The organism is Paenibacillus sp. FSL R5-0914 (assembly GCF_038004525.1).
Taxonomy (GTDB): Bacteria; Bacillota; Bacilli; order Paenibacillales; family Paenibacillaceae; genus Paenibacillus_AQ.
Map to the genome: position 1 here is coordinate 2900171 of NZ_JBBORH010000001.1, position 19476 is coordinate 2919646.

The window sequence follows — 19476 nt, forward strand, 5'->3', positions numbered from 1 at the left end:
TGTTTGATTACTTGCGCAGTTCTTTCGGAACTTCAGGACTGTAGAGTGCTGGTTTTAGAATTGTTGCAAAAACAACAGCAGAAGTAGCTAGTATGTTAGAAGCATAACGAGCTAAATTTTTCTTCATTTGATTGGCCTCCTTTGTAATGGAATTATAACTGTAAAGGATTGAACTAAAAATGCCAATCCAATGACAGACGAATGGATCCAAAAATTCAAAGAAACCAGAATTATGGAAATGATCTTTAAACCCAAATACCATTCTTTAGGAATCTGAGCATTAGCATCAGGATTTGGAGCACATAGAATCATTACAAGCAAAGAAAAAAGATTAATCCAAATAAAATGGTTATGTATTAGATAAGTGATATGAGGGATCAGTGAACAGATAAAGATAGATACAATATTGCAGGCCCTTGCGGTTTTTAGATGCACACCACCAGAAGACATTCTTAGGAGTATGAAGCTAAATAAGGCTAAGAATGTTTCCTTTAGCTGTCCTGTGAGCCCGCCAATGCATAACGAGGTTATAATGATTAATAAAGTATTCAGAATAATGCTAAGGGCATAATGCATGATTTCAATGGAATGTGTTTGCTCGGGATTACTTTTCTTAATGACCTCAACAATCTTAAGAGTTAAATGATTCATAATTATTTCTATCCTTTTTGTAGGAGAAATAAAGATATCCCCATAATATTATTCCATAGAAAATTGGGATCAAGAAAAAGAAAAAGGATTCAAGAAAGTAGCTGATTGAAGTAATGACAATTAGTGTAGGAAGATTAAGAGCGAATAGTATTTTTTCGCTAGTCGTTGGTTTGATTTTTACATCGGGTTTATCAGGTACAAAGTCAAATCCAATACGTTTATGACCCACATACATACCAATGAGAATCGCGGTTAATGCTGATAAGATCTGCATTGTAATCATGTTTATTGTAATCGGGTTCGAAGTATTTAGAGACATGTTGATTACAGAGTCTAATAGATACATAAGACTGGGTTGAATCACAAAGTATGTTTGATAGACCATCCCGGTTAATATAGAAGCATAGAAGGGATGAATCCGGAATAACAGCCACATAAAACAAAGCATTAGCGCATATTGTGTGAGGATATCTAATTGAAATAACTCATAGTTGATTCTAATTGAATAAGAAAAAAAGCCCATGATAAAACTAGCAAACACCATCTCTTTATGATAAATGTCAATTTTAAAGATTTTGAAAGCCAGAAAGAACATTGCATATGTCTCTAGTCCTGAAAATAATATAAACAGAATAAAATCTATCATGCCGACACTCCCGATGTCTTCTAGTATAACTAACCCTATTATTGCAAGTATCGTATAAAATGGACTAAAATACAACAACTACAGTATAATTTTCCTCCTATTTTTTCAAAAAAATTCAAAATGAGAGGGGTTTAGACATGGATCGACGTCCAAAAAGCAGTGAGTATCTTGAGGAATTATCAAAGTATGTCGATTTAGTGCCAGTTGAAGGGGACATTTGTACTGTTTTTAGAGCGCAGACGGATGAGATTTGTAGCTTTATTTCGAACCTTACGGAAGAACAAGGAGAGCATCGTTACGCTCCTGATAAATGGAGTATTAAGCAAATGGTTGGCCATCTAGCGGATACTGGAAGAATTATGTCTTATCGTTTGTTGCGCGTTGCAAGAGGAGATACGACTCCGCTGGCGGGCTTTGATGAAAAGGACTATGTGCCTACCGCAAATTTTGAAGCAAACACTCTAGAAAAACTACTGGCTCATTACAAGCTTGTCCGAGAGTCAACGCAAGCTCTTTTGGACACTTTGCCGGAAGAAGCATGGACTCGTAAGGGAACGGTTAACAATGCAACCATCTCCGCGAGAGCAGTGGCGTGCGTAATGATTGGGCATGATCATCATCATTTGAATATTCTTAAAGAAAGATATCTGGTTTAATCGAGTTTTATTTTAAAAAAGCATTCCTGAGGCCATTGCGGCTTCGGAATGCTTTTTTAGCTAAAGGTATATATTTGGGGCCCCCCGAAATGTACCTGAGTAAGCATCGAAGCAAAGCCTCACTTTGTGGGTATATTTTATAGTGGAGGATTCTTGTGACATTTACGGCATACTGGATAGTAGGCTTCATTGCCGCCAATTTGGATTTGCTTGCCGCTGTATACAGGCTTACCATTTTCTACTCTTAGAGCCATCGTTGCTTTGCGCTCGCAGAACCAGCAAATGGTCTTCATTTCCTCGATTTTATCAGCGTAAATCAGCATGTATTTGCTGCCTTCAAATAGCTGGTTCTGGAAATCATTTTTAAGTCCAAATGCCATAACGGGAATGCCTAGTTCATCTACAATCCGTACTAGCTGTAGAATGCAGTCCTTGCTTAGAAATTGACATTCATCAATTAGTACACAGTGGGGTATGGGCTGGTTACTGCTGACGATATTATAAATATCGGTATTCTCGTCGACGGGTATGGCCTGTTTCCGCAGCCCAATACGGGAGGAGATAAAACCAACTTCGTCCCGATCGTCTATGGATGGAGTGAAAATGAGCACCGATTTCCCTTGCTCTTCATAATTATGCGCAACCTTGAGTATCTCAATAGATTTACCGCTGTTCATTGCTCCGTATTTGAAAAACAATTGTGCCACTTCCATCTATCCTTTCGTATAAGCCAATTATCTAATCTTAAAAATGCGACCTTATTAGAGTATCATATTCGTGTCAGCTGTATCCAGTGAAAACATTGCGATAGAATTGAATGTGGTATGATAAAAGGAATCATGTGATTGGAAAGGAAGTAATATGTGTGACTGAAAAAATAGACGAATACAAGGAACGGTTAGCTCTGATTCAGCAGAATGAAAATCTTTCTATCGAGGCTGAGGCTTTGCTGGAAGAGATGATGGCAGATTTGGTGGAATTGAATCGAAGCAATAAAGCGCTGCGGCGGGCAATAATGAAAACTGGGCAGGCCTCCACAATGTCGACTCGTTTAAGGGATGCACTGTACGAATAGAAAAAGAGGGTATGCGAATGGGTTTGATTTTCTCTTTTCTCAAAAAATATAAAGTCGCTGCAATAGCTGCCCTAGTGATGATGCTTATTGAACTAGCGGTGGAATTGTCACAGCCTTTACTCATTTCCAAAATTATTGACCAGGGCATTAAAGAACAGAATTCCTCTGTAGTATGGCTCTGGGGCGGTGTATTGATCGGCAGCGCAGTAGTCGCGTTTATAGCTGGGGTATTAAGTTCTTTTTTTGCTGCCCATGCGAGTCAGAGCTTTGCGTTTGATCTTAGGGACAAGTTATATGAAAAGGTACAATCCTTTACATATGAAATATTCAATCGGTTTGCTACCTCGTCGCTGATCACGCGTCTGACCGGCGATGTATCGCAGCTGCAGGACACTATATTTATGAGCCTCCGCTTTATGACACGGGTGCCACTGGTTGTGGTGGGCAGTGTGATTATGGCATTGGTTGTTCATGTGAAGCTGGGATTATTTCTCACTGTAGCTCTACCTTTGTTGCTTCTCTTCCTTTACTTCATCATGAGAAAAGCTTCTTTGTTATTTCGCAACGTACAAAATCGGCTTGACGGTGTGAATGGTGTAATCCAGGAGAATTTAACGGGAATTCGCTTAATCCGTGTGTTCGTGCGCATGGGGCATGAGATTGGACGTTTTACGGTCTTTAGCGGGAATTTGATGAAATCCACGGTATCTGCGCTACGTTTGACGGAGACAACGATGCCATTTGTTATGCTTATTGTGAATGCAGCGATTATGTCGATCCTATGGTTTGGACGGATTGAGATTGCAAATGGGGATGCTACTTTAGGAGAAACTGTTGCAGTTATTAACTACTCTTTACGAACCATAGGAGCGTTGTCAGCTATATCTGGACTTGTCGTTACAATTTCCCGAGCACGTGCCTCCTCACAGCGTATTACAGAAGTGATGTCAGCAGGCGCTGGAGTTAAGGAAGGCGGAACCGCAAAGGGCGAACCGATACAGGGTCACGTCCAATTTGAAGGCATCAGCTTCAAGTATCCTGAGAGTGATATTTCGGTGCTAGAGGATATTACTTTTGAAGTTGCTGCTGGTGAGCGGGTAGCGATTATGGGAGCCACCGGATCAGGAAAGTCTTCTCTTGTCGGTCTAATCCCACGTTTATATGAAGAGACAGACGGTATCATTCGCATTGATGGGCAAAAGAGCACCGATATCGATATTTCAAGATTGCGGCGATCGATCGGTTACGTTCCTCAAGAACTGCAGCTCTTCAGCGGATCGATTCGCGATAATATCGCTTGGGGCAATGAATATGCCACACAGGAACAAATCGAACACGCAGCGGCTGCCGCACAAATTCACGCAACAGTGATGGGTCTGCCCAAAGGTTATGACACAATGCTTGGTCAGCGAGGGGTAAATCTGTCTGGTGGGCAAAAGCAACGGTTGACCATTGCTCGGGCGCTTGTGAGGAAACCTGCTATTTTGATCCTCGATGACAGTACGAGTGCGCTTGATGCTGTGACAGAAGGACTTTTGCTGGAGGCACTGAAAGAGATTTCATGTACAACCTTCCTGATTACTCAGAAGATTAGTTCTACAGCATCTGCAGATTTGATTCTGCTGTTGGACGAAGGACGCTTAATCGGTAAGGGAACACATGACGAGCTTATGACAAGCTCTGCGCTGTACCGCAAGATTTATGAATCACAGGTAGAGGAGGCGAAGCAGCATGTTCAAAGCAATTCTTGAACCCTTTCGTCACCCAAAACCCGTCATTGAGCTTGGAGCAGGAAGAAGCCTTGGCTCAGCTGCTGGAGGGAAGCCAAAAGCAAAGGCGAAGGATTGGGGCGGCACGCTCATGCGGATTTGGAGCTACCTTGCCGAGCGTAAAGCTAAGCTTTTTCTCGTTCTGTTAATGGTAGTCTTCAGCTCGGCTTTAGCACTGCTCGGGCCTTATATGATTGGTAAAGCTGTGGATGATTATCTGGAAGGCACTGGCGGACGATCGTGGACGATTTTTCTGATCAGTCTAGCTAGTGTTTATATCTTCTATTCATTAACTTCTTGGCTGCAAAATATATGGATGATTGAAATTGCCCAGGAGACCGTATTTCGGATGCGCACGGAGTTGTTTTCCCATCTTCATCGGTTGCCCATCTCATTTTTTAATCGGAGACAGCAGGGCGAAATTATGAGTCGCCTCACCAACGATATTGAGAACGTCAGCTCTACGCTGAATAGCTCAGCTATTCAGATCTTTTCCAGTGTTTTGACATTGCTCGGAACGGTGGGGGTAATGCTCTGGCTCAGTCCTCTATTGACGCTGCTCACGTTCCTGGTTGTGCCGTTGATGTTATTAGGCATGCGCTGGATTACTCGGCGTACGGGTCCGCTTTTTAAGGAACGTCAGCGCAATGTGGGTGAGTTAAACGGTTATATAGAAGAGACGTTATCCGGTCAACGGATTATCAAGGCTTTTTCACAAGAGGAACGGGTCATCGCTGGTTTTCATGAACGCAATGAGCGAATTATGCTCTCTGGATACTGGGCACAGTCGATTTCTGGCTTCATTCCTAAGCTGATGAATGGACTTAATAATTTGAGCTTCGCTATTGTGGCTGGAGTCGGTGGTTTGTTAGCGATTCGCGGAGCGATTACGGTCGGTGTGATTATTGTGTTTGTAGAATATACGCGTCAATTTACTCGCCCTCTTAATGACTTAGCGAATCAGTGGAATACACTACTGTCAGCGGTTGCAGGAGCGGAAAGAGTGTTTGAAGTGCTGGACGAAGAGACGGAAGCTAAAGATGAAGGTGCAGCCACTTCGCTGGTTAAAGTTGAAGGTGCAGTGAAGTTCGAAAAGGTATCTTTTTCATATGACGGAAGTTCTAACACACTGCATGATATTAGCTTTGAAGCGAAGCCTGGCGAGATGATTGCCTTAGTAGGACCTACCGGTGCCGGCAAAACAACACTTATCGGGCTGTTATCTCGTTTCTATGATCCTAATCAGGGTAAGATTACGCTGGATGGCTTAGATGTCACTTCGATTCGGCGTGAAAGCCTGAGGAGCCATATGGCGTTTGTATTGCAGGACTCCTTTTTATTCAAGGGCAGCATCCGCGATAATATTCGTTACGGTAGACTGGATGCTTCCGATGAAGAGGTCGAGGCGGCGGCCAAGCTGGCTAACGCTCATTCTTTTATTATCCGTATGCCGGAAGGTTATGATCGAATGCTCTCTGCAGATGGTAGCGGTATAAGCCAAGGACAGAAGCAATTGCTATCCATTGCAAGAGCCATTCTTGCCAATCCTTCGATGCTTGTTCTTGATGAAGCCACTAGCAGTATCGATACGGTGACCGAAATCAAGATTCAGGAAGGACTTCAGGCGCTAATGAAGGGACGGACCAGCTTCGTTATTGCCCATAGACTGGGCACTATCCGTGCAGCTGATCGAATTCTTGTTCTTCAAGGGGGCAGATTGCTGCAGCAGGGCTCCCATGAGGAGTTGTTGAAGCAAGGTGGCTTGTACAGCGAGTTGGTGCAAGGCGGTCGTAGGGAAGTGCTTGATAAGGCTAGGCTTTAAGCTGTGCATAAAAAGGCGGGAGTTTTCAAGGAAGCGCAGGTCGCGTCCATGAAAACTCTCGCCTTTATGTAATGTGTGGATATTCATTATACATATGAAGTGAGCTGTTGGATGGTTTAATTGCAGAATGTGCAATAGATTTCGGTTGTACAATGAGGGGATGATTAAGCTGCTTATGAGATCGTTTCTTGCGCGGCAGCTTGTTTCGCTTTTTGTTTCTCCTTGAACCGAGGGCCAACATAATTACGTTTGCGGTCTCTTGTTAGAATCCAGCCGCCAAGGAAAGTCATACCTGCTGCAAAGAGAAGAAACCCTCCGCCGAAATGCAGCCAAGCGAAATCTGGAACAACGGAGTCATCGCCATGCATAGAGATATAATCAAAAATATCGTCCTTCATCATTAAGAAGCCCTTCATTGCGATTAAACCAGGAAACACAAGAATAAGGATGGCAATGAAGCGTGAAATTAATAGTTTCATAAGTGTCTCCTACCCCTCTTAGCCCATTAGATTCAACCATATGATAACGCTTTAGTAAGAAAAAGTCCATTTGGATATGACGTTTATAAGTTTTGTAATACTCTAAAAAGAGAGTACAATATACAATGTAAAATGAACTTACGTGTAATGACTGGAGGATACATATCATGACAATTTCATGTGACGTGGCCATACTTGGCGGAGGAACCGGGGGATATGTGGCAGCCATTCGCGCTGCACAGCTTGGAAAGTCCGTCGTCGTCATCGAAATGGACAAACTGGGAGGAACCTGCCTGCACCGTGGCTGCATTCCTAGCAAATCGCTGCTCAGAAGCGCAGAGGTATATGCTGAAATCAATGAGAGCGAGAGCTATGGCATTGAGACAAGCGGTGTACAGCTTGTATTCCCAAAAGTACAAAAGCGCAAGGAAGCGGTAGTTGAACAACTTCATCAGGGCGTACAATATTTGATGCGCAAAAATAAAATACAAGTTATTAAAGGCAAGGGGCGCGTAACGGGTCCCTCTATTTTTTCCCCGCGTAGTGGTGCTGTTGCTGTGGAACTAGAAGACGGTGAAATGGAAACAGTGGTCTCTAACCATCTTATTATTGCTACAGGATCTCGTCCGCGTGTATTACCTGGTCTGGAACCAGACGGGAAAGTTATTCTTAGCAGTGATGAAGCGCTCACCCTCGACGAGTTACCCTCTTCCATCATTATTGTTGGAGGCGGAGTAATTGGGGTGGAATGGGCCTCTATGCTGGTTGATTTCGGAGTGCAGGTAACGGTAGTTGAAGCTGCTGGTCAGTTACTGCCACAAGAGGATGAAGAGGTAGCTAAAGAGCTGCAACGTTTACTTAAAAAACGTGGGGTTAAAATACTGACTGAAGCTACAGTGGATGCTGCAACCTGCAAGGTAACGGACGATGGAATTTCGATTGATGCCCGTAAGGGAGAGCAAACTCAAAGTCTATCCGCAGAAAAGCTACTTGTATCCGTAGGTAGAGTAGCGAATGTAGAGAATATTGGTCTGGAAAATACTGATATTCGCTTTGATAAAGGAATTATTGCTGTAAATGCTAGTATGCAGACGGCTGAGCCACATATTTATGCGATTGGTGACTGTATTGGTGGACTACAACTAGCTCATGCAGCCAGCCATGAAGGCATTATGGCGGTCAACCATCTCGCTGGTGAGAAACTTCACCCTTATCATACACATCTTGTACCGCGTTGTGTCTACACACGTCCTGAAGTTGCGAGTGTGGGTCACACTGAGAAGGAAGCTAAAGCATTGGGACATGATGTAGTAACTGGTAAATTCCCCTTCTCGGCCATTGGCAAGGCGATTGTGTACGGTCAGAAGGACGGGTTTGTTAAAGTTGTGGCGGACCGAAGCAGTGGAGATATTCTCGGTGTGCAGATGATAGGTCCGCATGTTACCGATCTAATCGGGGAAGCTGCATTGGCTCAACTGCTGGATGCAACACCTTGGGAGGTTGGCGAGGCTATTCATGCTCACCCTACACTTTCGGAGATCGTTGGAGAAGCAATGTTAGCTGTAGATGGAAGATCTATCGGGATTTAGCTTTTCTTTTTGGGTAAAAAGGGATTATAATAAACTCAAACCAAGTCTTAGTACCAGGTTTTAAGATCAGGATACAATTGGTCTTAAATCCTGTAAGACTCAGGCTTTATGAATAAGGAGGTATCTCTTTATGGAATCCCAAGATACTGTAGAAACGATTAACAGACATAAGCAGCTTGGACTAAGTGACGGCCAGGTCATCGATATGTACAGATATATGCTGCTCGCACGTAAATACGACGAGCGCAGTCTGCTGCTTCAGCGCGCTGGCAAGATTAACTTTCATGTCTCCGGCATTGGCCAGGAGGCGGGTCAGGTAGCAGCAGCATTTGCGCTGGACCGGCAGAATGATTATTTTTTACCTTATTACCGTGATTATGCTTTCGTACTCTCCGTGGGTATGACTACTCGTGAATTGATGCTGTCTGTGTTCGCAAAGGCAGAAGATCCAAACAGTGGTGGGCGGCAAATGCCAGGTCACTTTGGTAGTAAGCGTCTGCGTATTGTGACAGGCTCAAGTCCTGTAACCACGCAGGTCCCTCATGCGGTTGGTTTTGCTTTGGCAGCCAAAATGCAAAAGAAAAAATTCGTCTCATTTGTAACCTTCGGGGAAGGCTCTAGCAACCAAGGCGATTTTCATGAAGCTTGTAACTTTGCCGGAGTGAATAAGCTGCCGGTTATTATCATGTGTCAGAATAATCAGTACGCGATCTCTATTCCTGCTCACAAACAGCTTGGCGGTAAGGTCAGCGATCGTGCTCTGGGTTATGGGTTTCCAGGTGTGCGTGTAGACGGCAATGATCCACTGGAAGTATATCGTGTCGTTAAGGAAGCTCGGGAAAGAGCACTTGCGGGTGAAGGTCCTACGTTAATCGAAGCCATGATGTACCGTTTATCTCCACACTCCACCTCGGACAATGATTTGGCTTATCGGACCAAAGAAGAGGTTGATGAGAATTGGAAGAAGGACGGCGTAGCAGGATTCCGTAATTACCTGATCGATCTGGGACTTTGGAGTGACGAGCAAGAACAAGATCTTATTGCCGAATGCAATCTTGAGCTTAAAGCAGCAATCGAATATGCTGACAACGCTCCGTTCCCGAAACCGGAAGATACACTGCTGCATGTTTACAGTGATTCCGACCTGAAAGGAGGAGCATAAATCATGGCTATAATGGAATATATCGATGCCATTCGGCTCGCGATGAAGGAAGAAATGGAACGCGATGAATCCGTGTTCGTGCTTGGTGAGGACGTGGGGCTCAAAGGTGGCGTATTTACCACAACAAAAGGCCTGCAAGAACAGTTCGGAGAAGAACGTGTACTAGATACACCGTTAGCGGAATCAGCTATAGCTGGTGTGGCGATTGGTGCAGCTATGTATGGTATGAAGCCGATTGCTGAAATGCAGTACTCTGACTTCATGCTTCCAGCAACGAATCAAATCATTAGCGAAGCGGCCAAAATCCGCTATCGTTCAAATAACGATTGGAATTGCCCGGTTGTCATACGTGCGCCTATCGGCGGCGGTGTATTCGGCGGTCTGTACCATTCTCAGTGTCCGGAATCGATTTTCTTCGGTACACCAGGATTGAAGATTGTCGCACCTTACTCTGCTTACGATGCAAAAGGACTTTTGAAGGCAGCCGTACGTGATCCTGATCCGGTTTTATTCTTCGAGAACAAAAAGTGCTATAAGCTGATCAAGGAAGAAGTGCCAGAAGGTGATTACACCGTTCCAATTGGCGAAGCTAATCTGCTGCGTAAGGGAACAGATATTACGGTTATTGGTTATAGTTTGCCATTGCATTTTGCGATGCAAGCAGCAGAAGAATTGGAGCGCGAAGAAGGCATTACAGCGCATATTCTGGATCTGCGGACCTTGCAGCCTCTTGATCGTGAGGCGATCATAGCTGCTGCTCGTGAGACAGGGAAGGTTCTTATTGTGCACGAGGACAATAAAACGGGCGGTATTGGTGGCGAAGTGGCGGCGATTATCGCTGAGCATTGTCTATTTGAACTAGACGCGCCGATCTTCCGTCTTTGTGGTCCCGATGTTCCAGCGATGCCAATCAGCCCGCCAATGGAGAAGTTCTTCATGCTTAGCAAAGAAAAAGTGAAGGCGGAAATGCTTCGACTGGCGCAATATTAAAATAGTTGAGTGGACGCGAAGCTTCGTAAAACTTAAAGATTATGCTTACGAAGTGAGTTTTACTTCGTAAAACATTTGAGGAGTGAAAAGATGTCTGACAACCAAAAGTTGACTGACGTGATCATGCCGCAGCTGGCGGAATCGCTAGTATCGGCGACGATCGGCAAATGGCTGAAGAAACCGGGCGATCCGGTAGAGCAATACGAACCAATATGTGAGCTTATTACAGATAAGGTAAATGCTGAATTGCCTTCAACGATAGATGGAGTTATGGGTGAACTATTGGCGGAAGAAGGTCAGGTTGTCAATGTCGGTGAAGTCATTTGTCGTATTGCCGTGCCTGTGACTGCACCTGCTGCTGTAAACGTGACTAACACTAATACAGTTGCAGCTAATAATGTTGCAGAACAAAATGCGACTTCAACTGCTAACGATACGATGCGTGCACGCTACTCTCCTGCGGTACAGACTTTGGCGGCTGAGCATAACATCGACCTGACTTTAGTTATGGGTACTGGTATGGGTGGCCGAATTACCCGTAAGGATGTGCTGGCCTTCATCGAAAGTGGCGGAGCTACATCTCCAGCTTCGATTTCTGCTAGTCAACCAACCCCAATGGTGTCACAACCGCCTGCTCCACAGTTCGTTCAAGCCCAAGAGAAGAAGGCGGAAGAGCCTCTTCGCCATTCGGGTCTACATTTGAGCGAATCTCCTCGTATTCCAACAATTGAAGTCGAGGGTGGACGAGGCAGCAGTTCGGAATACCTGATTGATGTAACACCAATCCGGAATACCATCGCTACAAGAATGCGCCAAAGTGTCTCGGAGATTCCGCATGCTTGGACAATGATTGAGGTAGATGTGACTAATCTGGTCGCACTGCGCAATAAACATAAGGATGAGTTCAAGCGTAAAGAAGGTATCAATCTAACCTATCTGGCTTTCATGATGAAGGCTGTTGTGAGTGCGATTAAGGATTACCCGATTATGAACTCTGTCTGGGCTGTAGACAAAATTATTGTCAAACGTGATATCAATATCTCGTTAGCGGTAGGTACTGAAGATTCGGTTATCACTCCTGTAATTAAGAAGGCTGATCAGAAAAACGTTGCCGGGCTGGCACGTGAGATTGATGAATTGGCACAAAAAACCCGCGAAGGCAAACTGAGTCTGGAAGATTTGCAGGGAGGGACATTCACTGTAAATAATACCGGCTCATTTGGCTCCATTCTTTCTTATCCAATCATTAACTATCCACAGGCAGCGATTTTAACGTTTGAATCGATTGTAAAAAGACCTGTGGTCATTAACGATATGATAGGTGTAAGATCAATGGCTAATATTTGTCTGTCGCTGGATCATCGGATTCTGGACGGAGTGATTTGCGGTCGTTTCTTGCAACGCGTCAAGGATAACATTGAAGGATATACCCCAGATACGAAACTTTACTAAAAAATAATAACGAGCCAAACTGTGCAGGCATGAGACTGAAAAAGGGGACCTGACGGTATGAATAATTCGGATATTCGTAAGCTGCAGATTTCATATGACCCTATTATGGAGTATGGGGAGGCTTGGGATCTGCAAAAGGAAAGTGTGCACGCCATTGATGCTGGTGAGCAACCGGAACGATTGATTCTTTTGCAGCATCCACCTACCTATACTATTGGTTCACAGAATCATCCCGAACATCTTCTTCTAGATGAAGAGCAGCTCAAAGAAAAAGGAATTGCGCTGTTTGAAATCGACCGGGGAGGAGATATTACATATCACGGACCGGGTCAGCTTGTAGGTTATCCGATCCTTATGCTCGGTGAAGAAGGTAAGGTGGATTTACGCGGGTACTTGCGCAGTCTGGAAGCAGTGATTATTGATTATTTGGCATCCTACGGAATTGTAGGAGAACGGAAGCCGGAGTATACAGGGGTATGGGTTGGCGACGAGAAGATCTGTGCCATTGGTGTTAAGTTTAATAAAAGCAAATTCCGAAGAGGGTTTGTTACTAGCCATGGTTTTGCTTTTAACATTTCTGAAGGAATATCTGGATACGGCTTTCAAGGGATTATTCCATGCGGTATCACTGAATTTGGAGTAACTTCCCTAGAGGAGTGTGCAGGTCGTCATTTTGAACTTCAAGATGTTGCCAAAGAATTGGTTCCATATTTCCTAAGACACTTTCCTTATGAAGAGAAGGATGAGTTCTTTGGCACTATGGCTTAAGGTTGATTAACGAACTAACAGGCAAGCCAAATAGCGGCAAGGGGGTCCCTAGCCGCTATTATCAATGTTCCTTGTGAAGATATTATCCTGCAAGGAAAGGCTCGATAACCATAAAGAGCGTAGAGGCAATCATGGCGAACAACATGACGTAGATGAAGATTTTGAACCACTTATTACGTTGCATGAGTAACTCCTTTAGATTTAGTTTAAGTTAATAGCATAAAGATGGTCTTTCTGTACAACCATTGTAACGTATTCACGAAAGAGAGGGAAGTCCAGTGATTTCACAAGACAGATTGATTCAAGAATTTATGGAGCTTGTCCAAGTTGATAGTGAAACAAGAAATGAACGGCAGATTGCCGATGTGCTCAAGAGCAAATTTAACGCTCTTGGCTTAGAGGTTACCGAAGATGATTCCCAGGAAAGAACTGGACATGGAGCGGGTAATCTGTTCATTACCTGGCCGGCTGAGAACGGTGGATCTGCGCCAAAGTTACTGTTCACTTGCCACATGGATACAGTTGTTCCTGGACAAAATATCAAGCCTACCCTCGGCGCGGATGGATGGATTACAAGTGACGGCACTACGATCCTTGGAGCAGATGACAAAGCTGGGCTAGCTGCATTGTTCGAAGCGATCAGAGTGATTCAAGAGCAAAAATTGCCACATGGTCAGATTCAGTTCGTAATTACTGCGGGTGAAGAATCTGGATTGCTAGGTGCACGTTCGATGGATCCGAGCAATTTGGATGCAGACTTCGGTTTCGCACTCGATTCCAATGGTGAAGTCGGTGCGATTGCAGTTGCGGCACCTACACAAGCTAAGATTACGATGCAAATCTTCGGAAAATCAGCTCATGCAGGTGTTAATCCAGAAGACGGCATCAGTGCGATTCAAGTAGCCAGCAAAGCGATTGCTGCCATGAAACTTGGTCGGATCGACAACGAAACGACTGCGAATATCGGTAAATTCGCTGGCGGCGGACCTACGAATGTGGTGTGCGATCACGTTCAATTGGACGCAGAAGCACGTAGTATCGTGCAGGAAAAAGTTGGCGATCAAATCGCTTCGATGCGTGAAGCACTGGAGACCACGGTCCGCGAATACGGAGCAGAATGCGAATTCCGCAGTGAAATTATTTATCCAGCGTTCAGCTTTAATGAAAATGATCCAGTGGTACAGCTTGCACAGCGGGCTATCACTTCTATGGGTCTTACGCCGCGTCTGTTCCACTCTGGTGGAGGAAGTGACGCTAACGTATTCAATGGCTTAGATGTTCCGACCATTAATCTCGCAGTAGGATACGAGCATATCCATACCACTAAGGAACGGATTAAAGCCGAAGATATCGTTAAAGTGGCTGAGCTTGTAGTAAATATTGTTAAAGAGAGTGTGAGGGGCTAACCTTCTTATAAAATAACAGAGCAGCGATCCTACCGTAACGGTGGATTGCTGCTCTGTATTTTTTTATGGGGAGTTTAATGCAGCCAGATTTAGGGGCATCCAAAAAAGTTATTTGAGGCTAAAGGACCCAGATGACGCTATAAGCAAATTTATCGCCTTTTGGGACACCTCTATATTCGGATGCACATGTATGATTAAATCCTAAAGGAGAGAGTGAATTTAACCTGCTTTGGTTGGAATGATCTTGGATTGATCCTTTAGGGAGAGAATGTATGAGAGAGGCATATCGGGCCCATACCGCTCTATCCACCTAGCTAAAATGGCCTTGATTTCCTCCGGTTTACCTACCATTGTAACTGCGGATGAGCTTGTACGGCTGAAGATTTCGTTCATCTGAAATTCCTTCTTTCCCTTTAAGTTTGCTATAATACACCGTATGCACAATAGAGAAAAAGGAGACCAGAAACTTTATGGGAGAACAACATTTGCACAGCAAACCCGAGCTTGATGAAGTGACATTGTCTACGCAGCCTGTTTTTGATGGGAAGATTATATCTTTACAGGTGGACACAGTGAGACTGCCCGATGGAAATACTGCGACACGTGAAGTTGTGAAGCATCCCGGCGCCGTAGCGGTGCTTGCTTTAAACAACAACAAAATGCTTGTTGTAGAGCAATACCGTCAGCCCATGCAACGCACTGAAGTAGAAATTCCGGCTGGGAAGCTGGATAAAGGTGAAGATCCATTAGTTGCGGCTGGTCGTGAACTTCAAGAAGAGACTGGATTTCACAGTGGAGATCTGAAATTGCTTAAATCCTTCTATACTTCTCCCGGCTTCGCAGATGAGATTATTCATTTGTATGTGACTACTAATGCAAAGCCAGGGGATATGTCCCTGGACGAGGACGAATTTCTAGAAGTTTCGGAGCTTACCCTGGAGGAAGCGTATCAATATATGGCTGACGGGCGCATCGCGGACGCGAAGACGATGATGGCAGTGTATGCTTGGCATCTATACACGCTGACAGGCCAATGGAATTAACAACTGAATTGAAGAGTTTCTATTGCGATCTGCATGTTCATATTGGACGAACGTCGGAAGGACAAGCGGTCAAAATCAGCGGTAGCCGCGAGCTTACCTTTGCGGGCATTGCCAAAGAGGCTGCAGAGCGCAAGGGACTAGAAATGATCGGTATTATTGATAGTCATTCACCAGGCGTTCTACGTGATATTCAGCGTTCCTTGGAATCTGGAGAGATGACGTTAGCTGAAGGTGGAGGGATTGCTTACCGAGGGACTACGATCATTCTGGGAACAGAGATTGAAATCCGCGAGCCTGGGCGAAAAGAGTGCCATGTGCTCGCCTACATGCCGGACGTGGAGCGCATGACCGATTTTAGTGCGTGGATGAGCCGCTATATGCGGAATGTGAATCTAAGTTCCCAGCGCCTGTATGCTCCGGCTAGGGAGCTTCAGGATGAGATTTATGGGCGGGGAGGCATTCTTATCCCTGCACATATATTCACGCCTCACAAGGGCTTGTACGGCTGTGCAGCGGAGCGTATGGCAGACATCTTTGATCTGGATCGCATAGCAGCAGTTGAGCTAGGGCTGAGTGCAGATTCGGAAATGGCGGGTTATCTTTCTGAGCTGGATGACTTCACATTCCTAACGAACTCTGATGCGCATTCACTGGGCAAACTAGGTCGCGAGTATAATGTAATGGCGTTGGCACGACCTTCTTTTGCTGAACTACGACTCGCACTAGAACGTAAGGAAGGGCGGAAGGTAACTGCCAATTTCGGACTTAACCCCCGGCTGGGTAAATACCACCGAACCTACTGCGGAGGTTGTGGCAGTATTATTGACGAAGCTTATGTCACATCGGAACGCTGCCAGTATTGTGGCAGTCTTAAATTGGTGAGAGGTGTATTCGACCGGATCCTAGATATCGCAGACCGCAAGACGCCTCTAGTACCCGCAAACCGTCCGCCTTATCACTATCAGGTTCCACTTGAATTTATTCCAGGCCTCGGGAAGGCTAAGATGAACGCGTTACTGCAAGCTTTTGGCACGGAGATGAACATTTTACATGGTTGTGGTGAAGCGGAAATTGCTAGCGTAGTAGGAGTGGATTTGGCGGCTATGATCGTTCGGGCCCGCTCAGGCATATTGGAATTATCAGCAGGCGGTGGGGGAACATACGGTAAAGTCGTACAACCTGGAAAGTAGAGTTATTGTCCTAAGGACAAGTCATATCGCGGGACGTTTTCTCATATGGTGTAACATGTAACCGGAAAGGGGAACGTCTCGATGCGTAATTTAAGGCTGATGATGAAGGAACAGACGCCTCTGTATATTTTTGTCGGCGTATTATTTCTGGTAGGTGTTGTATTTGGAGCTCTTATCGTTAGTGCGCTTACGATGGATCAGCAACAGGAGCTGGGGGATTATCTAGGAAATTTCTTTGTAACGGTTGATCAGCAGGGTCTACCCGCAGCACCTGATTCGTACTGGAGTATAGCGGCCTTAAATCTGAAATGGATTGGGCTGATCTGGATCCTTGGATTATCAGTCATCGGGCTGCCGGGAATCTTGATTCTTGATTTTCTTAAAGGGGTATTGATCGGCTTTACGGTCGGTTGTCTAGTAAGTCAATATTCATGGCATGGAATGCTGTTCGCATTAGTCTCCGTGGCTCCGCACAATCTGGCACTGATTCCTGTGTTGTTAGTAAGTAGTGCAGCGGCGATCGCCTTTTCCTTACAGATGATTCGTAGCCGAGTGCTAGGACAACGTCGGACGCCAGTGACTCGACCTTTTACTATGTACACCATATTGTCACTTGTAATGGCACTGTTGATTCTGGGCATTTCTAGTTTTGAGACCTATGTTACGCCGATCATGATGCGCTGGGTTACGCCTTCACTTGTACAAGCAGTGACTACCTTGGGCTTGCAGTAAAAGCGTTTGACTTCTCAAAGCGACACCCCCTATAATGGAAGAAGTGGTTTGAAGACCGGTGAGGTTATTTTCCAAGGGGGAGGGAGACAATGGAAGCTCGGATAGACAAAATTAAGCAACAGTTACAATCCCAAGGATACAAGCTTACACCCCAACGGGAAGCGACCTTAAGAGTGCTGCTGGAGAATGAGGAAGATCATCTTAGCGCAGAAGATGTTTTTATGCTCGTGAAAGAGAAAGCTCCCGAGATCGGTCTTGCGACTGTATATCGTACCCTGGAACTTCTTAGCGAGCTTCACGTCGTAGAAAAGATTAACTTCGGTGACGGTGTCGCCCGTTATGATCTGCGAACAGATACTGCGAAGCACCATCATCATCATTTAATTTGTGTGCAATGCGGTAGTATGGATGAGATTCGCGAGGATTGGTTAGGTCCGCTAGAAGAGCGACTGGAGAAAGAATTTAATTTCACAGTGCTTGATCATAGACTTGATTTTCATGGGATATGCTATCGGTGTAGCGATAAGAATAATTCAAACGGAAATCCGTCCTAAGTCATCTTATAATGAAATTCACTTCATAAGCTCTCCCCGGTTTTTTTGCCGGAGAGAGCTTTTTAAATGATTGGTCTATTGGAGATATACATATCAGTCCGTTTTGGTGCATAAGGTGAAGGACGAGCAGATCTTAACTGTATGTTAGAGGGAGGCGTCCATATGATCGTTTCTGTGCCCAAAACAGTTCGAAAGCTGTATTTTATGATCATGTTTGTGGCTCTAAGCTATTTGCTCTACAGTGCTATGAGCTGGCTTGGTGAATGGATCAGTCCGATAGAGAATTATGGAATTCCTGAAGGCTCCGCTGTTCGGGCTTTTGATCATGCCGATCGTGGTGATGATGGTCTGGATACAAGACAGCGTTTGCGCTTCTATTACTGGTATGGAGAATGAAAGCTTCGCAGGAAGCAGGAACAAGCGAGAAGAATGTCGAAGAAAACAAGGTGGATTCATGCAGCGTATACTAAATGTACACATCTGCAGAACCCTCATGCTGAATGTGCTGCAGGAAGTCACTATGAGTAGCTGCGCCAGGACAGGAGCGTGAAATAATGAAGTCACACTTGCAGCCGTTTTTACATTATTTGTCCGGAGATAAAGGCTTGTCCCCGAATACACTGGAATCTTACGGTAGGGATGTATCGCAGTTTCTGGAGTTCGCTGAAGAGCGGGGGGCTAGTCAGCCTGATGAGATCCGAAGATCGCATGTGATATTATATCTTGGCTCATTACGCGGAGCTGGTCGAGCAACAGCAACGTTGAACAGGAGCGCAGTGTCCCTCCGTGCTTTTTTTCATTATTTACTGAAGGAACGTTTGATTGAGCAGGATCCAACACTGGACATGGAGACCATGAAGCCTGATAAGAAACCTCCTATGGTGCTTACCATTTCGGAAATAGAGCAGTTATTGGCTGCGCCGGATGTAAGTACGCCACAAGGGATGCGCGATAAGGCTATGCTGGAATTACTCTATGCAACAGGCATTAAGGTCTCTGAATTAATCTCACTTAACGTGGATGATGTGCACACGGATATGAAATTTGCGCGTTGTACAGGAACTTCTGGCAAGGAGCGGGTAGTTCCCATTGGAACCCTTGCAGCTGAGAGTGTAGCGGCTTACACTTCACTTATGCGGGACAAGCTGCTTCGTGATCACCAGGAGGAAACAGCCATGTTCCTGAATAGTCTAGGGGGAAGATTAACCCGGCAAGGCTTTTGGAAAATCATAAAAAAATATGCACGGGAAGCAAACATTGAGCAGGATATTACCCCGCATACACTTAGGCATTCCTTCGCAGCCCATTTACTGGAAGGCGGAGCAGATTTGCGTTCCGTACAACAAATGCTGGGTCATGCCGATATTTCGACGACTCAGATTTATAACGGTATAGCCCGTAAGAATATGAAGGAAGTATATGAGAGCCACCATCCTAGAGCTCGATAATTCTGCTTTAAAGATGCTTTTTGTGAGTAAGATGGTTATGATGG

The 19476-nt window shown here is 45.0% G+C and carries 23 protein-coding genes; 16 read left to right on the plus strand and 7 right to left on the minus strand.

All coding sequences use genetic code 11. The features are described 5' to 3' along the window. Positions 1-7: 7 nt before the first annotated feature. Genes MKX60_RS12750 through MKX60_RS12755 form a run of 3 tightly spaced genes read right to left on the minus strand, consistent with a single transcriptional unit; the run spans position 8 to position 1297 of the window. The gene (locus tag MKX60_RS12750) at positions 8-127 is read right to left on the minus strand and encodes a cyclic lactone autoinducer peptide (protein WP_143759448.1); all 120 of its coding nucleotides are present in this window, start codon (positions 125-127) and stop codon (positions 8-10) included. After that, the gene (locus tag MKX60_RS31690) at positions 124-651 is read right to left on the minus strand and encodes an accessory gene regulator ArgB-like protein (protein ID WP_341145989.1); all 528 of its coding nucleotides are present in this window, start codon (positions 649-651) and stop codon (positions 124-126) included. Before MKX60_RS31690 ends, MKX60_RS12750 begins: the two co-directional genes overlap by 4 nt. Beyond that, positions 632-1297 carry a hypothetical protein gene (locus MKX60_RS12755; protein ID WP_076299529.1) on the minus strand — a complete coding sequence of 222 codons (666 nt, stop codon included), beginning with the start codon at positions 1295-1297 and terminating at the stop codon, positions 632-634. The genes MKX60_RS31690 and MKX60_RS12755 overlap by 20 nt, the downstream gene beginning before the upstream one ends. A gap of 137 nt (positions 1298-1434) precedes the next feature. Between MKX60_RS12755 and MKX60_RS12760 the strand changes: the two genes are divergently transcribed. Beyond that, on the plus strand, positions 1435-1953 hold the full coding sequence (locus tag MKX60_RS12760; protein WP_341060016.1) for a DinB family protein: 519 nt from the start codon (positions 1435-1437) through the stop codon (positions 1951-1953). A gap of 137 nt (positions 1954-2090) precedes the next feature. Here the strand turns inward: MKX60_RS12760 and MKX60_RS12765 are convergent, their stop codons facing one another. Beyond that, on the minus strand, positions 2091-2660 hold the full coding sequence (locus MKX60_RS12765) for a thymidine kinase (protein WP_341060017.1): 570 nt from the start codon (positions 2658-2660) through the stop codon (positions 2091-2093). Between the two features lie 158 nt (positions 2661-2818). Between MKX60_RS12765 and MKX60_RS12770 the strand changes: the two genes are divergently transcribed. The 3 genes from MKX60_RS12770 to MKX60_RS12780 are packed head-to-tail and all read left to right on the plus strand — an operon-like array spanning position 2819 to position 6619. After that, positions 2819-3028 (plus strand): hypothetical protein, encoded by a 210-nt coding sequence (locus MKX60_RS12770; RefSeq protein ID WP_076299531.1) that lies wholly within the window; start codon positions 2819-2821, stop codon positions 3026-3028. 17 nt (positions 3029-3045) lie between these two features. Continuing rightward, on the plus strand, positions 3046-4779 hold the full coding sequence (locus MKX60_RS12775) for an ABC transporter ATP-binding protein (RefSeq protein ID WP_076299532.1): 1734 nt from the start codon (positions 3046-3048) through the stop codon (positions 4777-4779). Further along, positions 4760-6619: an ABC transporter ATP-binding protein gene (locus MKX60_RS12780; RefSeq protein ID WP_042190395.1), complete on the plus strand. Its 1860-nt coding sequence runs from the start codon at positions 4760-4762 to the stop codon at positions 6617-6619. The genes MKX60_RS12775 and MKX60_RS12780 overlap by 20 nt, the downstream gene beginning before the upstream one ends. A 173-nt stretch (positions 6620-6792) precedes the next feature. Here the strand turns inward: MKX60_RS12780 and MKX60_RS12785 are convergent, their stop codons facing one another. Then, positions 6793-7098, minus strand: a complete 306-nt coding sequence (locus tag MKX60_RS12785; RefSeq protein ID WP_060622617.1) for a DUF2627 domain-containing protein — start codon at positions 7096-7098, stop codon at positions 6793-6795. A gap of 167 nt (positions 7099-7265) precedes the next feature. Here MKX60_RS12785 and lpdA point away from each other — a divergent pair, with 167 nt between their 5' ends. The 5 genes from lpdA to lipB all read left to right on the plus strand — a co-directional run bounded on the left by lpdA (position 7266) and on the right by lipB (position 13059). Next, positions 7266-8687, plus strand: a complete 1422-nt coding sequence (gene lpdA, locus MKX60_RS12790) for a dihydrolipoyl dehydrogenase (RefSeq protein WP_076284503.1) — start codon at positions 7266-7268, stop codon at positions 8685-8687. A 130-nt stretch (positions 8688-8817) separates the two neighbouring features. After that, positions 8818-9849, plus strand: a complete 1032-nt coding sequence (locus MKX60_RS12795; RefSeq protein WP_341060018.1) for a thiamine pyrophosphate-dependent dehydrogenase E1 component subunit alpha — start codon at positions 8818-8820, stop codon at positions 9847-9849. Between the two features lie 3 nt (positions 9850-9852). Beyond that, the gene (locus MKX60_RS12800; RefSeq protein ID WP_042190385.1) at positions 9853-10839 is read left to right on the plus strand and encodes an alpha-ketoacid dehydrogenase subunit beta; all 987 of its coding nucleotides are present in this window, start codon (positions 9853-9855) and stop codon (positions 10837-10839) included. Between the two features lie 90 nt (positions 10840-10929). Continuing rightward, positions 10930-12291: a dihydrolipoamide acetyltransferase family protein gene (locus MKX60_RS12805; protein WP_341060020.1), complete on the plus strand. Its 1362-nt coding sequence runs from the start codon at positions 10930-10932 to the stop codon at positions 12289-12291. A gap of 57 nt (positions 12292-12348) precedes the next feature. Beyond that, positions 12349-13059 (plus strand): lipoyl(octanoyl) transferase LipB, encoded by a 711-nt coding sequence (gene lipB / locus MKX60_RS12810; protein ID WP_341060021.1) that lies wholly within the window; start codon positions 12349-12351, stop codon positions 13057-13059. An 82-nt stretch (positions 13060-13141) separates the two neighbouring features. On the opposite strand, the gene prli42 is transcribed toward lipB, so the two are convergent. After that, a complete protein-coding gene (gene prli42 / locus MKX60_RS12815; RefSeq protein ID WP_094872112.1) occupies positions 13142-13243 on the minus strand; it encodes a stressosome-associated protein Prli42 in 102 nt (33 codons plus the stop codon). A gap of 94 nt (positions 13244-13337) precedes the next feature. On the opposite strand from prli42, the gene MKX60_RS12820 reads away from it, so the two are divergent. Further along, positions 13338-14465 (plus strand): tripeptidase T, encoded by a 1128-nt coding sequence (locus tag MKX60_RS12820; protein ID WP_341060022.1) that lies wholly within the window; start codon positions 13338-13340, stop codon positions 14463-14465. 219 nt (positions 14466-14684) lie between these two features. Here the strand turns inward: MKX60_RS12820 and MKX60_RS12825 are convergent, their stop codons facing one another. Beyond that, on the minus strand, positions 14685-14858 hold the full coding sequence (locus MKX60_RS12825; RefSeq protein ID WP_179085764.1) for a hypothetical protein: 174 nt from the start codon (positions 14856-14858) through the stop codon (positions 14685-14687). 77 nt (positions 14859-14935) lie between these two features. Between MKX60_RS12825 and MKX60_RS12830 the strand changes: the two genes are divergently transcribed. The 6 genes from MKX60_RS12830 (at position 14936) to xerD (ending at position 19432) form a co-directional block, all read left to right on the plus strand. After that, entirely contained in the window at positions 14936-15508 is a 573-nt protein-coding gene (locus tag MKX60_RS12830) for an NUDIX hydrolase (protein ID WP_076299537.1), read from the plus strand. Next, positions 15499-16698: an endonuclease Q family protein gene (locus MKX60_RS12835; protein ID WP_076284508.1), complete on the plus strand. Its 1200-nt coding sequence runs from the start codon at positions 15499-15501 to the stop codon at positions 16696-16698. The genes MKX60_RS12830 and MKX60_RS12835 overlap by 10 nt, the downstream gene beginning before the upstream one ends. An 81-nt stretch (positions 16699-16779) precedes the next feature. Continuing rightward, the gene (gene spoIIM / locus MKX60_RS12840) at positions 16780-17430 is read left to right on the plus strand and encodes a stage II sporulation protein M (RefSeq protein WP_341060024.1); all 651 of its coding nucleotides are present in this window, start codon (positions 16780-16782) and stop codon (positions 17428-17430) included. Positions 17431-17519: 89 nt separating this feature from the next. After that, entirely contained in the window at positions 17520-17984 is a 465-nt protein-coding gene (gene fur / locus MKX60_RS12845; RefSeq protein ID WP_042129744.1) for a ferric iron uptake transcriptional regulator, read from the plus strand. A 162-nt stretch (positions 17985-18146) separates the two neighbouring features. Further along, positions 18147-18380: a DUF4227 family protein gene (locus MKX60_RS12850; protein WP_188114651.1), complete on the plus strand. Its 234-nt coding sequence runs from the start codon at positions 18147-18149 to the stop codon at positions 18378-18380. Between the two features lie 158 nt (positions 18381-18538). Further along, entirely contained in the window at positions 18539-19432 is an 894-nt protein-coding gene (gene xerD / locus MKX60_RS12855; RefSeq protein ID WP_340971710.1) for a site-specific tyrosine recombinase XerD, read from the plus strand. The last annotated feature ends 44 nt before the right edge of the window (positions 19433-19476 follow it).